Genomic DNA, 12,168 nt, shown 5'->3' on the forward strand with positions numbered 1-12,168 from the left:
CGCGAAGTTCAGGATGTTGTGTCCGTTTTGCCCGCTTATCGTGGGCCCGTGGCCCAGGACACCGCGCAGCAGGCGCTCCCCACCCCGCCCTCGGCCCCGGCGCGCGCCCTGCTGCCGCTGATCCTGCCCGCCCTCGTCGTCGGCGTCGGCAGCAGCCTGCTGTTCCTGCTGGTGAGCTCGCTGGCCGAACGGCTGCAGCACGTGCTGTGGAACAACCTGCCGGACGCGCTGGGCGTCGGACGGTACTCGGTGCTGTGGATGCTGGTGATGCTGACGGCCACCGGGATCGCGGTGGGGCTGGTGGTGTGGAAGGTGCCGGGGCACGCGGGGCCCGATCCGGCCACCCTGGGCCTGGAGGCGGTGGCACTGCCGCCGGCCGTGCTGCCGGGGCTGGTGCTGGCGACCGTGCTGATGCTGGCGGGCGGGCCGAGCCTCGGCCCGGAGAACCCCCTCATCGCCGTCAACGTCGGACTGGCGCTGTGGCTGGGGCGGCTGGCGATGCCCCGGCTGCCGGGCTCGCTGTGGCCCGCGCTGGCCGACGCGGCGACGCTGGGCGCACTGTTCGGGACCCCGGTGGCAGCGGCCCTGGTGATCTCCGAGGCGCTGGCCGGGAAGCCGCTGAAGGGCGCGCTGTGGGACAACCTCTTCGGGCCGCTGATGGCCGCGGGTGCGGGTTCGATGACGACCGCCCTGGTGGCCCGTCCGACCCTGGACCTCGGCCTGCCCGCGCTCAGTCACCCGCACTGGCCCGATCTGCTGGCGGCGCTGGTGATCGCCCCCTCGGCCGCGCTGCTCGGCATGTGCGCCGTCTGTGCCCTCCCGTCCGTCCACGGCGCCTTCCGGCGCCTCGGGCACCCGATGGCCGCCCTTCCGGTCGGCGGGCTCGTACTGGGCCTCCTGGGGGCGCTGGGCGGCCATCTGACGCTCTTCAAGGGGCTGGACGAGGTCGCGGAGCTGGCGAAGGACCCGGAGGGCTGGTCGGCCGGGCAGTTCGCCCTGATGGCGGTCGTCAAGCTGGCCGCGCTGCTGGTGGCCGCCTCCTGCGGTTTCCGCGGTGGCCGGATCTTTCCGTCGGTGTTCATCGGCTCCGCCCTCGGGCTGTGCGCCCACGCCCTGGTGCCCGCGGTCCAGCCCTCGGTGGGCGTGGCGGCGGGTGTGCTGGGCATGCTGTTGGCGATCACCCGGCAGGGCTGGGTGAGCCTGTTCACGGCCGCGGTGCTGGTGGCCTCGGGGAGCGTCGTCGCGCTGCTGTGCATCGCGTCGCTGCCCGCGTGGCTGCTGGTGACCGGGCGGCCGAGAATGCAGTTGCGGGCGGACGGTACGGCCCTGCGCTGATCCTTGTGAATTTCCTCGCGTCGTCCAGGAGGCACTCCTCATGCCGTTGCACAAAGGCCCCCAGAAGCACCAAGAGCGACCCATGTCCGTCAACCCGTTCTTCGGTGAGGCGAACCCGGTCGCCGGCATGGCCGAGGCCCCGCCCACGCACCGGCTGCCGGACGGCCCGCTGCCGCCCTCGACCGCCTACCAGCTGGTGCACGACGAGCTGATGCTGGACGGCAACGCCCGGCTGAATCTGGCCACTTTCGTCACCACCTGGATGGAGCCCCAGGCGGGGATCCTGATGGCGGAGTGCGACGACAAGAACATGATCGACAAGGACGAGTACCCGCGCACCGCCGAGCTGGAGCGGCGCTGTGTGGCGATGCTCGCCGACCTGTGGAACGCGCCGGATCCGGCGAACACCATCGGCTGTTCGACGACCGGCTCCAGCGAGGCCTGCATGCTGGCCGGGATGGCGCTCAAGCGGCGCTGGACGCAGCGCAACACCGACCGCTATCCGGGCAGCGCCCGCCCGAACCTGATCATGGGCATCAACGTCCAGGTCTGCTGGGAGAAGTTCTGCAACTTCTGGGAGGTGGAGCCGCGGTTCGTGCCCATGGAGGGCGACCGCTATCACCTGGACGCGCAGGCCGCCGCCGACCTCTGCGACGAGAACACCATCGGGGTCGTCGCCATCCTCGGCTCCACCTTCGACGGGTCCTACGAGCCGGTCGCCGATCTCTGCGCGGCCCTGGACGCCCTCCAGGAGCGCACCGGGATCGACGTCCCGGTGCACGTGGACGGCGCGTCCGGCGGGATGGTCGCGCCCTTCCTCGACGAGGACCTGGTGTGGGACTTCCGGCTTCCGCGCGTGGCGTCGATCAACACCTCGGGGCACAAGTACGGGCTGGTCTACCCGGGCGTCGGCTGGGCGCTGTGGCGGGACAAGGAGGCGCTGCCCGAGGAACTGGTCTTCCGGGTCAACTACCTGGGCGGCGACATGCCCACCTTCGCGCTCAACTTCTCCCGCCCCGGCGCCCAGGTGGTCGCGCAGTACTACACGTTCCTGCGGCTGGGCCGGGACGGCTACCGCGCGGTGCAGCAGGCGTCCCGGGACGTGGCGACCGGGCTCGCCGAACGCATCGAGGCGCTCGGCGACTTCCGGCTCCTCACCCGGGGCGACGAACTGCCCGTGTTCGCGTTCACCACCGCCGACCACGTGACGGCGTACGACGTCTTCGACGTGTCCCGGCGGCTGCGCGAGAACGGCTGGCTGGTGCCCGCGTACACCTTCCCGGCGAACCGGGAGGACCTGTCCGTGCTGCGGGTGGTGTGCCGCAACGGCTTCTCGAAGGACCTGGCGGACCTGTTCGTCGGCGACCTGACCCGGCTGCTGCCCGGACTGCGCCGGCAGCCGCACCCGCTGACCCACGACAAGGAGGCGGCCACCAGCTTCCACCACTGACCGCGCCGCGGGTCGGGCCGCGAGGTGGCGCGCGCCGTGTGTCGTCCGCGGCGCCGTCGTGGCTGGTCGCGCCCACGCGGCGGAGCCGCATGGTGATGCAGCCCCGCGCCCCTTTCGGGGCGCTTACGCGCCCTGTTTTTCCAGCGCAACCAGTTCGAAGGCCGTCCTGCCGTCCAGGGACTCGCGGATGATGTCGGCGTGGCCCGCGTGGCGGGCGGTCTCGCGGATCAGGTGGAGGCAGACCCAGCGCATGGAGACGCTGCCCTTCGGGAACCAGGGGGCCTCGGGAAGCGGGAAGGTGTCGTCGAGGCTGGGGACCGAGCGGATGAACTTCTCCGTGTCGGCTGCGACCTCCTCCCAGTACGCCAGCTGCGAGGCCACCGTCTCGTCGCCGACCAGCTGGAAGGTCTCGTGCCAGTTGGACTGGTCGCGCTGGATCGCCGGCGGTTCCTGCCTGGCGCGGGCGATCCAGCTCTGCTCGACCTCGGCGCAGTGCTTGAGCAGGCCCGCCAGGGACAGCTCGCTCGCGCTGGGCCTGCTCGCGGCCTGCTCGTCGGTGAGGCCGAGCAGCGCCCGGCGGATGCCGCCGCGCTGCTCCTCGATGAAGGAGAGCAGTGCTCCGCGCTCGTCGCCCTGTGCTTCCGCGGGAACGTGAGTGACCATGACGGCTGCCTTTCCTCGGGTGGTGTCTCCCTGACACGACCGAAGCTACGGGCCCTTTAGGACAGGTCGCGTCCTAAAGGGCCCGGGGCGCCGAGCTGTTTCAGCGGGCGTCTAGAACGGGAAGCCGCTCCGGCCGTGCTGCACCGAGATCCACTTCAGGGTGGTGAAGGACTCCACGGTCGTCTCGCCGTTCAGGCGGCCGATCCCGGAGTGCTTCTCGCCGCCGAAGGGCACGACGGGCTCGTCGTGCACGGTGCCGTCGTTGACGTGGAACATCCCGGTGTCGATCTGCTTGGCGAAGGCCACGCCCCGCTCGACGTTCCCGGTGTGGACGGCGCCGCTGAGGCCGTAGGGGGTGTCGTTGACCAGGCGTACGGCCTCCGCCTCGCCGTCGAACGGGATGAGGAAGGCGACCGGGCCGAAGACCTCCTGGCGGAGCAGGTCGGAGTCGGCCGGGACGCCGGTGAGGACCGAGGGCTCGACCAGGTTGTCGGTGGTCGTGCCACGCAGCAGGGCGGTGGCGCCCTCGGCGACGGCCTGCGCGACAGTGGCCGAAACCGACTCCGCCTGCTGGGAGTTGATCAGCGGGCCGATCACGGTCTGCGGGTCGCTCGGGTCACCGGCCTTGAGGGTCCGCACCTTGGCGACGAACTTCTCGGTGAACTCGTCCGCGATCGAGCGGTCGACCAGGACGCGGTTGGCGGCCATGCAGACCTGGCCCTGGTGGACGTACCGGCTGAAGACCGCCGCGTCGACCGCGTAGTCGATGTCGGCGTCGTCGAGGACCACGATGGCGCTGTTGCCGCCGAGTTCGAGCACCGAGCGCTTGAAGAGCGAGGCGCAGACGGTGGCCACGTGCCGGCCGACCTTGTCGGAGCCGGTGAAGGAGATGACCTTGGGGACCGGGTGCTCGATGAAGGCGTCGCCGATCTCCGCGATGTCGGTGACGACGACGTTGAGCAGGCCGCCGGGCAGGCCCGCGTCCTCGAAGAGCTTCGCGACCAGGGTGCCGCCGACGATCGGGGTGTTCTGGTGCGGCTTGAGGACCACTGCGTTGCCGAGCGCGAGCGCCGGGGCGACCGACTTGATCGACAGCAGGAAGGGGAAGTTGAAGGGGCTGATCACACCCACCACACCGACCGGCACCCGGTAGACGCGGTTCTCCTTGCCGTCCACCGGGGAGGGCAGGATTCTGCCCTCGGGGCGCAGCGCCCACTGGATCGACTCGCGCAGGAACTCCTTGGCGAGGTGCAGCTCGAAGGCGGCCTTCAGATGCGTGCCGCCGAGCTCGGCGATGATCGCCTCGGTGATCTCCGCCTCGCGCTCCTCGATCAGGCGCAGTGCCTTCTCGAAGACGGCACGGCGGGCGTAGGGATTGGTGGCGGCCCACTGCTTCTGGGCGCGCGCGGCGGCCCGGTAGGCCTGATCTATCTCCTCGACCGCGGCTATGGTGATCGACGCGAGCTTCTCACCGTCGTACGGGTTGAAGTCGATGATGTCCCAGGAGCCGGTCCCCGGGCGCCACTCACCGTCGATGTACTGCTGGGCCAGGTCAGTGAAGTACGACGACATGTGATCCCCAAATCACTAGCAGCCATGATCAACATCACGGTCTGATCACACGTCATCGTACTTGTGTGACACGCGAGTTGGGGACGGAGAGCGAACTTCTGGGGAGAGCCCCGGGAAAGGGAGGCGCCCTAGGAGAGCTGCAGCAGCCCGCGCAGCAGGTCCCGGCTCTCGTCCGGTCCCGGGCTGTCCTGCTGTAGCTCCTTGAGCGCCAGCTCGTACTGGGCGACGTCCTCGCGCTTGTCGAGGTAGAGGGCGCTGGTGAGCTGCTCCAGGTAGACCACGTCGGACAGGTCCGACTCGGGGAAGCTCAGGATGGTGAACGAGCCGCCCTCCCCGGAGTGCCCGCCGAAGCTGAACGGCATGATCTGCAGCCGTACGTTGGGCCGCTCGGAGATCTCGACGAGATGCTGGAGCTGACCGCGCATCACCTCGCGGTCGCCGTAGGGGCGGCGCAGGGCGGCCTCGTCGAGGACGATGTGGAAGTCGGGGGCGTTTTCGGCCACCAGGTACTTCTGCCGCTCCAGGCGCAGCGTGACCCGTCGTTCGACGTCGGCCTCGCTGGCCCCCCGCATACCGCGCCGCACCACCGCTCGCGCGTACTCCTCGGTCTGCAGCAGGCCGTGGATGAACTGCACCTCGTAGGCGCGGATCAGGTGCGCCGCGCCCTCCAGGCCGACATAGGTGGGGAACCAGGTCGGCAGGACGTCGGAGTAACTGTGCCACCAGCCGGCGACGTTGGCCTCCCGGGCGAGGGAGAGCAGCTGTTCGCGCTCGGCCTCGTCGGTGATGCCGTACAGCGTCAGCAGGTCTTCCACGTCCCTGGTCTTGAAGCTCACCCGGCCCAGCTCCATGCGACTGATCTTCGACTCGGACGCACGGATCGAGTACCCCGCGGCTTCCCGGGTGATCCCCCGGGCCTCGCGCAGCCGCCTGAGTTGCGAACCGAGCAGCATTCGCCGCACCACCGATCCGGGCTCTCCCGCGCTCACGTTCGCCAGCCTCCCCAACCGTCTTCAGGGCCCGCAGTCTGCCACTAAAACACTTCGAGCAGTACTCGTCCGGTTACGGAAACGGCAAGCGGCCAAAGTTTAAGCACAGGAACTTGCAAGCAGGTAGTAAGCCAAGGGCGGGAAGTTGGCGGAAAAAATGGCCAACAAGCGGTACGGGAGGGTCCAATTCGGTCGCGTGCACGTGCATCTGCCCTTGCATCTGCTCTACGCATCCGAAACCATGGTCCCGCGCCACCGCTGCATCGCAACGACCGCGAATTCCCGGGAGTGCCTCGCATGGGGACGAATGGATCAACCATGCTCAAGCCATTACGGCAGGGCCTTCCGCCGCTTGATCCCGCGGCCGTGTCCAGCGCCGCCTCGTGCGCCCTGCCCGCCCGCTACGAAGCCGTGCGCGAAGCCCGCCAGTTCACCCGCAGAACGCTCGGCCAGTGGGACGTCGGCGACCGCTTCGACGACATCTGCCTCGTCGTCTCGGAACTCGTCACCAACGCCCTGCGGCACGCGGTGCCCGGCGAGACCGACTGCCTCGCGCCGCCCCAGGCGCCGGCGGTGCGGCTGCACCTGATGCGGTGGACCGGACGGCTGGTGTGCGCGGTGCGCGACCCCAGCCACGAGACGCCCGTCCCGCGCGACTCCGACGACTTCTCCGCGGAGTCGGGCCGCGGGCTGTTCCTGGTCGACTCGTTCAGCGACGGCTGGGGCTGGCACCCGCTGGCGGGCAGCCTCAGCGGCAAGGTCGTGTGGGCGCTGTTCCGGCTGCAGGCCGCCGAGTGATGGACCCGGCGTCTTCGGACGCCGGGTTTCTACGCGCGTTACCCGCCGGTTATGCGCCAAACGCACCGGGTTGCTCCGGATACGGCCGCCGTCAGCTCGTGATCAGGTGGTCGAACTCGCCGTCCTTGACACCGAGGAGCATCGCCTCGATCTCGGCCCGCGTGTAGACGAGCGCCGGCCCGTCCGGGAAGCGCGAGTTGCGGACCGCCACGTCGCCGCCCGGCAGCCGGGCGAACTCCACGCAGGAGCCCTGCGAGTTGCTGTGCCTGCTCTTCTGCCAGGCGACTCCGTCCAGCCGCGTGGCAGCCATGCCGTTGTACACGTCAAACCCCCCGTACACGCCGTCAACGTCGAGGTCCACAGGTCGCTCCCCGGTGGTGCACTAACTGGCTGATGTGACCATTGATGCAGCGGTCAACTGACCCGGATCATAACCTTGTTCACGTGCAGATGCATGAGCAGATGCACGTGCACGGGGGGTGTTCCTACGGTTACAGCTTTGACGTCTGCTTTACTCAACCCGTTCCAGCGTCTGCCCCAGACTCCGCAGGACATGCGACCGCCAGCCCCCGTCCATGATCGCGCGCCGCCATCTGCGCGGGATCGCCCGGATCGAATCCTTCATGTACTGAGAGAAGACGCTTACCCCGGCCCTGGTGTTCCAGCGTCCGTGTGATGGTCCGGTGAGCGAGTTCGGCCGGATCCGGACCGGACCGCCGCAGGGACGGTGTACGCCGCCTGCCGTAGGCGGGAACGGGCACGTCGACGACACCGGGGAAGCGGCACGACCGAGGCCGGTGCATGGTCGTGCTACGACCCGCGCACCGGCCTCGTCGACGTTCCGGAGAGCTGTGCCGCCCTACCGGAGGGCTGTGCCGCGCGCTACCGGAGAGCCGTGCCGCTCTGTCGCGCGGTCCCGTACGGCAGCAGGGCCATCTCCCGCGCGTTCTTGATCGCCCTGGCCAGCAGCCGCTGCTGCCGGGCGGAGACGCGGGTGACGCGCCGGCTGCGGATCCTGCCGCGGTCGGAGACGAACTTCCGCAGCAGGTCGGTGTCCTTGTAGTCGATGTACGTCACCCCCGCCAGGTCCAGCGGGTCGGGCCGGTTCCGCACCGGGCCGCGGTCGGTCTTGCGGGCCATCGGGGTCAGACCTCCAGGAGGGTGTCGAAGGCGGGCGGCAGCCGTTTCCAGGCGGTGCGCCCGGCGGCGTACTCGGCGTCGGTCAGCAGGCAGGACTCCAGCAGGCGTTCGAGCCCGTCGCGGTCGAGCGCGGGAGAGGTGAAGACCAGGTGCTGGCAGCGGTCGCCGTGCTCCGGGTGCCAGTCGAGGGCGGCGGCGGCCCGCCGGACCGGCGGGACCAGGTCCCAGGCCGCGTCCGGGAGGGAGGCGAGCCACGGCCCCGCGCTCTCCACGCACAGGGCACCGCCCGCCGCGTCCCAGTGCAGCAGCGCGTCGGGCTTGTCGGCGAGCCAGAACCGGCCCCGGCTGCGGGCGGCCGCGCAGGTCAGGTCCTCCAGGGCGGCGTACAGCCGCTCGGGGTGGAAAGGCCGCCTGCGGTGCCAGACCAGCGTGCCGACGCCATGGCCGTCGGCCTCGGCGGGGAGCAGCGCACAGGCCGGGTGCTGCGCGGCCGCGGCCGCCTCGACGTCGAAGCCGGCGAGGGCGGCCCCGCCCAGCGCGCCCGCGGCGCCCGCCAGGTCCCCGGGGTGGCCGCCCGGGAGGGGGACCTGGCGGGCTGTCGGATGGAGCTGCGCGAGCAGCTCGCGGTCCTCGTCGTCGGCCTCCGGGGAGTCGAGAACGGCGAGGACGGGGGCGTACTCCAGCTGCCGGGCGAAGGTGTCGGCGACCGTGCGCCGGTCGGTGGCGGCCGCGGCGAGCCCGGCGTCGGCGAGGTCGTCGCCGTTGCCGAGGTACGGCAGCAGCAGCGCCGGGGCGACGGCGGTGATCACGCCGGTGACGGTGAGCCCGCCGGCCACGACGACCTCGGTCATCGCCTTGGGCTCGACGGAGTCCCACAGCTCGACGATCGCGAGCCGGACGGCACCGTCGGCGGCGAGCCGCCGCAGCTCGGGCACCAGGTCCTCGCGCAGGGCGCAGCAAGCGCAGTCGTCGACCAGCGGCGTCTCACCGGTGGACAGCGGGCCGCGGGCGTCCCGGACCGTCCGTACGACGGTGCCGTCGGCGGCCCTGGAGAGGTCGTGGTGGAGTACGACGCTGCCCGGCACGTCGGCGAGCAGCCGGGCGACGGCCTGCCTGCGGGCGTCGGCGTGCAGCCCGCCGACGATCACGACGGGGAGCGGGGCGGAGGGCAGCGGGGCGCCGGGGGACGGGGCTTCAGGGGGCGGGGCTCCGGGGGGCATCAGCCCTGCCTTCCGTACCGTCGCTCGAAACGCTCCACGCGCCCGGCGGTGTCCAGGACGCGGGCGGTGCCGGTGTAGAAGGGGTGGCTGACGTCCGAGATCTCGACGTCGACCACCGGGTAGGTCCGGCCGTCCTCCCACTCGATCGTCTTCCCGGTCCCCTCCGCGCCCGCCAGCGTCGAGCGGGTGAGGAAGGCGTGGTTCGCGGCCCGGTCACGGAACACGACGGGCCCGTAGGCGGGGTGGATTCCGTTGCGCATGGCGGCGGTTCAGCGCTCCTCTCGGAAGTCGACGTGCCGGCCGGTGACCGGGTCGAACTTGCGCAGGGTCATGCGGTCCGGGTCGTTGCGGCGGTTCTTGCGGGTCACGTAGGTGTAGCCGGTCCCTGCGGTGGACCTGAGCCTGATCACCGGGCGGAGTTCGTTGCGTGCCATGACTGATACCTTACTGAAAATGAATCCCATTAGCACTTGCTTCTGGGGCTCCACCGCGAGAGAGGTACGTCACCATGTCCGCCCACTGCATGCTGACCGGCGCCCGGCCCGGCTTCGGCAACCGGATCTCCCACTCCCACCGGCGGACCTCCCGCCGCTTCGACCCCAACGTCCAGACCCGGCGCTACTGGCTGCCGAGCGAGCACCGGCACGTCCGGCTCCGGCTGAGCGCCCGTGCCGTGAAGACCGTCGACACGATCGGCGTCCAGGCGGCCGTGGCCCGCATCCGCGCGCGGGGCGTGAAGGTCTGACGGAGGCGAGGCACCGGTATGGCGAAGAAGAGCAAGATCGCGAAGAACGAGCGGCGCCGACAGGTCGTCGCGCGGTACGCGGCCCGCAGGGCCGAGCTGAAGGAGATCCTCCGGCGGCCGTCCGCCACCGAGGCGGACCGCCTCGCCGCCGCGCGTGAGCTGCGCGGGCAACCGCGCGACGCGAGCGCCACCCGCGTGCGCAACCGGGACCGGGTGGACGGCCGCCCACGCGGATACTTCCGCACGTTCGGCCTGTCCCGGCTGAATCTGCGGGACCAGGCCCACAGCGGATACCTACCCGGCGTACGCAAGTCCTCCTGGTGAGTGCTGGTAGCTTGCCGCTGTCGTCCGGGCGGCCGGGCGGCCGACCCCCTAGAACCCGGGAGCGTTGCGGTGACCACGGCTACGGCGAGTACGGCTACGACGCGTATGGAGACGGCGGGCACGGAGACGGCGACGGCTTCGGTCACGCCCGCGGCTGCGGGGCAGAGCCTTCCTGCCGTTCCCGCCGTTCTTGCCGCTCCTGCCGCTCCTGCCGCTCCTGGGCGGACCGCTTCGGCGGGGACGGCTGGGGCGACTGGGGTCGGCGTGCGGTCGCGGTCGGCTCTGCGACCGGCTCTGCGGATCGTGGCCGCCGCAGCGGGGCTGGCGGGCGTGCTCGCGCTGACCGCGTGCAGCGGAGGCGGCGGGGGCGGCAGCGACTCCTCGGCCACCCCGTCCGGCACGTCGTCCGCCGGCGCCACCGCCACGGGCGGTTCGGACGGCTCCACGGCCTCCTCCGACGCGCTGCAGGGCAGCTGGATCACCACGAGCGGCGGCAAGATCGTCGCGCTGGTCGTCACCGGCAAGGAGGCCGGGCTCTTCGAGACCGGCGGGGCCGTGTGCAGCGGGACCGCCGGTGAGGAGGCCGGGATGCGGATGATCCACCTCACCTGCACGGACGGCAGCAAGGACCGGGTCACCGGAATGGTCGACTCGGTCAGCAAGAGCGGCATGAAGGTCACCTGGTCCGGAAAATCGGGCGAGGAGACCTACACCAGGGCCGAGGGCGGCAAGCTGCCTTCGGGACTGGCGACCGCGAGCCTGGGGCAATAGGGCCGGCAGGGCCGTTTTCGACCGGCGCCCGGTGTGTTCCCGGTGACCCGGAACGGCGGCGGAGACCCGCCGGGAAGCGGTCGGAAGCGGGGGCGGGCGCGCGGGGGCCGGGCCGGGGCGTGATGATGCTGGGACACCGTCACGACCTCGATGGGGATCTGCACATGCGCGCCATTCCGCTCACCGTCACCGCCGTCGCCGCCGCCCTGGCCCTGACCGCCTGCAATGGCAGCGGCTCCAGCTCCGGCTCCAGCGGCAAGAACAGCTCGTCCTGCGAGATCGGCAAGGTCTCCGTCCAGGTCGGCTCCGCGAGCGTGGCGCCGGCCGCGGGGGACACCGGCGAGGTGCCGGTGAGCATCACCAACCAGAGCGCGCCCTGCACGCTGGACGGCTTCGCCGGCGTCACGCTGAAGGCGGGCGGTACGTCGGCGGCGGTCGGCGCGCAGTCCGGTGCGAAGAGCGTGCAGCTCAAGCTCGCCAAGGGTGACTCCGCGACGTTCTCCATCAGTTACGTGCGCGGCAAGGACGGCGACAAGGCGAGCCTCGCGGCCACGTCGCTGACGGTGTCCCTGCCGGGGGGCGACGCGACCGAGAGCTTCCCGTGGAAGTACGGGGCGGTGGCGGGCAAGGGGACGGCGGAGAAGCCGAACGCCTCGGTGGGGGCGTTTCAGCAGGCGGGGGACTGATTGAGGGGCGGCGCGGTCGCGGTTCGGCCGACCGGTGGTGGGGGGCTCGCGCAGTTCCCCGCGCCCCCGGGAGGGGCGCCCCGCGCCGTGAGTCCGTGCCGCGCCGTCGAGGTTCTCGCGCAGTTCCCCGCACCCCCGGGAGGGGCGCCCCGCGCCGTGAGTCCGTGCCGCGCCGTCGAGGTTCTCGCGCAGTTCCCCGCACCCCCGGGAGGGGCGCCCCGCGCCGTGAGTCCGTGCCGCGCCGTCGAGGTTCTCGCGCAGTTCCCCGCACCTCTGACGGGGCGCTCACGGCCGGGATTCGGCTCACCGCCGGTGGGGGTGACTCGCGCCGTGGATCCGTGCCGCGCCGTCGAGGTTCTCGCGCAGTTCCCCGCACCCCTGACGGGGCGCTCACGGCCGGGATTCGGCTCACCGCCGGTGGGGGTGACTCGCGCCGTGGATCCGTGCCGCGCCGTCGAGGTTCTCGCGCAGTTCA

At 71.3% G+C, this 12,168-nt stretch carries 15 protein-coding genes; 7 read left to right on the forward strand and 8 right to left on the reverse strand.

The features are described from left to right. The first annotated feature begins 48 nt into the window (after positions 1 to 48). The gene (locus ACIQVL_RS45155; protein ID WP_403478426.1) at positions 49 to 1,335 is read left to right on the forward strand and encodes an ion channel protein; all 1,287 of its coding nucleotides are present in this window, start codon (positions 49 to 51) and stop codon (positions 1,333 to 1,335) included. A 40-nt stretch (positions 1,336 to 1,375) separates the two neighbouring features. Next, positions 1,376 to 2,785 (forward strand): glutamate decarboxylase, encoded by a 1,410-nt coding sequence (locus ACIQVL_RS45160; RefSeq protein ID WP_403442048.1) that lies wholly within the window; start codon positions 1,376 to 1,378, stop codon positions 2,783 to 2,785. A gap of 123 nt (positions 2,786 to 2,908) precedes the next feature. Here ACIQVL_RS45160 and ACIQVL_RS45165 read toward each other — a convergent pair whose 3' ends face one another. The 3 genes from ACIQVL_RS45165 to ACIQVL_RS45175 all read right to left on the reverse strand — a co-directional run bounded on the left by ACIQVL_RS45165 (position 2,909) and on the right by ACIQVL_RS45175 (position 5,973). Further along, complete coding sequence (locus ACIQVL_RS45165; RefSeq protein ID WP_403478427.1) at positions 2,909 to 3,448, reverse strand: DinB family protein; 540 nt, start codon at positions 3,446 to 3,448, stop codon at positions 2,909 to 2,911. 111 nt (positions 3,449 to 3,559) lie between these two features. Beyond that, positions 3,560 to 5,020 (reverse strand): aldehyde dehydrogenase family protein, encoded by a 1,461-nt coding sequence (locus ACIQVL_RS45170; RefSeq protein WP_403442053.1) that lies wholly within the window; start codon positions 5,018 to 5,020, stop codon positions 3,560 to 3,562. A 128-nt stretch (positions 5,021 to 5,148) separates the two neighbouring features. Then, positions 5,149 to 5,973, reverse strand: a complete 825-nt coding sequence (locus ACIQVL_RS45175) for a helix-turn-helix domain-containing protein (protein ID WP_403442208.1) — start codon at positions 5,971 to 5,973, stop codon at positions 5,149 to 5,151. A 333-nt stretch (positions 5,974 to 6,306) separates the two neighbouring features. Here ACIQVL_RS45175 and ACIQVL_RS45180 point away from each other — a divergent pair, with 333 nt between their 5' ends. Further along, on the forward strand, positions 6,307 to 6,807 hold the full coding sequence (locus tag ACIQVL_RS45180; protein WP_403442054.1) for an ATP-binding protein: 501 nt from the start codon (positions 6,307 to 6,309) through the stop codon (positions 6,805 to 6,807). A gap of 91 nt (positions 6,808 to 6,898) precedes the next feature. On the opposite strand, the gene ACIQVL_RS45185 is transcribed toward ACIQVL_RS45180, so the two are convergent. From ACIQVL_RS45185 to rpmG, 5 genes are all read right to left on the reverse strand, one after another. Next, complete coding sequence (locus ACIQVL_RS45185) at positions 6,899 to 7,168, reverse strand: DUF397 domain-containing protein (RefSeq protein WP_403442057.1); 270 nt, start codon at positions 7,166 to 7,168, stop codon at positions 6,899 to 6,901. Positions 7,169 to 7,689: 521 nt separating this feature from the next. Further along, entirely contained in the window at positions 7,690 to 7,947 is a 258-nt protein-coding gene (rpsR, locus tag ACIQVL_RS45190) for a 30S ribosomal protein S18 (protein ID WP_403478428.1), read from the reverse strand. Between the two features lie 5 nt (positions 7,948 to 7,952). Beyond that, the gene (locus ACIQVL_RS45195) at positions 7,953 to 9,167 is read right to left on the reverse strand and encodes a CobW family GTP-binding protein (protein WP_403478429.1); all 1,215 of its coding nucleotides are present in this window, start codon (positions 9,165 to 9,167) and stop codon (positions 7,953 to 7,955) included. Further along, the gene (locus ACIQVL_RS45200) at positions 9,167 to 9,427 is read right to left on the reverse strand and encodes a type B 50S ribosomal protein L31 (protein ID WP_403442065.1); all 261 of its coding nucleotides are present in this window, start codon (positions 9,425 to 9,427) and stop codon (positions 9,167 to 9,169) included. Before ACIQVL_RS45200 ends, ACIQVL_RS45195 begins: the two co-directional genes overlap by 1 nt. A 9-nt stretch (positions 9,428 to 9,436) precedes the next feature. Continuing rightward, the gene (gene rpmG, locus ACIQVL_RS45205) at positions 9,437 to 9,601 is read right to left on the reverse strand and encodes a 50S ribosomal protein L33 (protein WP_403478430.1); all 165 of its coding nucleotides are present in this window, start codon (positions 9,599 to 9,601) and stop codon (positions 9,437 to 9,439) included. 74 nt (positions 9,602 to 9,675) lie between these two features. Here rpmG and rpmB point away from each other — a divergent pair, with 74 nt between their 5' ends. From rpmB to ACIQVL_RS45225, 4 genes are all read left to right on the forward strand, one after another. After that, positions 9,676 to 9,912: a 50S ribosomal protein L28 gene (gene rpmB / locus ACIQVL_RS45210; protein ID WP_403478431.1), complete on the forward strand. Its 237-nt coding sequence runs from the start codon at positions 9,676 to 9,678 to the stop codon at positions 9,910 to 9,912. 18 nt (positions 9,913 to 9,930) lie between these two features. Continuing rightward, the gene (gene rpsN / locus ACIQVL_RS45215; RefSeq protein WP_403478432.1) at positions 9,931 to 10,236 is read left to right on the forward strand and encodes a 30S ribosomal protein S14; all 306 of its coding nucleotides are present in this window, start codon (positions 9,931 to 9,933) and stop codon (positions 10,234 to 10,236) included. A 294-nt stretch (positions 10,237 to 10,530) separates the two neighbouring features. Further along, positions 10,531 to 11,007 carry a hypothetical protein gene (locus tag ACIQVL_RS45220; RefSeq protein ID WP_403442211.1) on the forward strand — a complete coding sequence of 159 codons (477 nt, stop codon included), beginning with the start codon at positions 10,531 to 10,533 and terminating at the stop codon, positions 11,005 to 11,007. A gap of 164 nt (positions 11,008 to 11,171) precedes the next feature. Next, positions 11,172 to 11,693 carry a DUF4232 domain-containing protein gene (locus ACIQVL_RS45225; RefSeq protein WP_403442074.1) on the forward strand — a complete coding sequence of 174 codons (522 nt, stop codon included), beginning with the start codon at positions 11,172 to 11,174 and terminating at the stop codon, positions 11,691 to 11,693. The last annotated feature ends 475 nt before the right edge of the window (positions 11,694 to 12,168 follow it).

Source organism: Streptomyces sp. NPDC090499 (assembly GCF_044769305.1).
Taxonomy (GTDB): domain Bacteria; phylum Actinomycetota; class Actinomycetes; order Streptomycetales; family Streptomycetaceae; genus Streptomyces.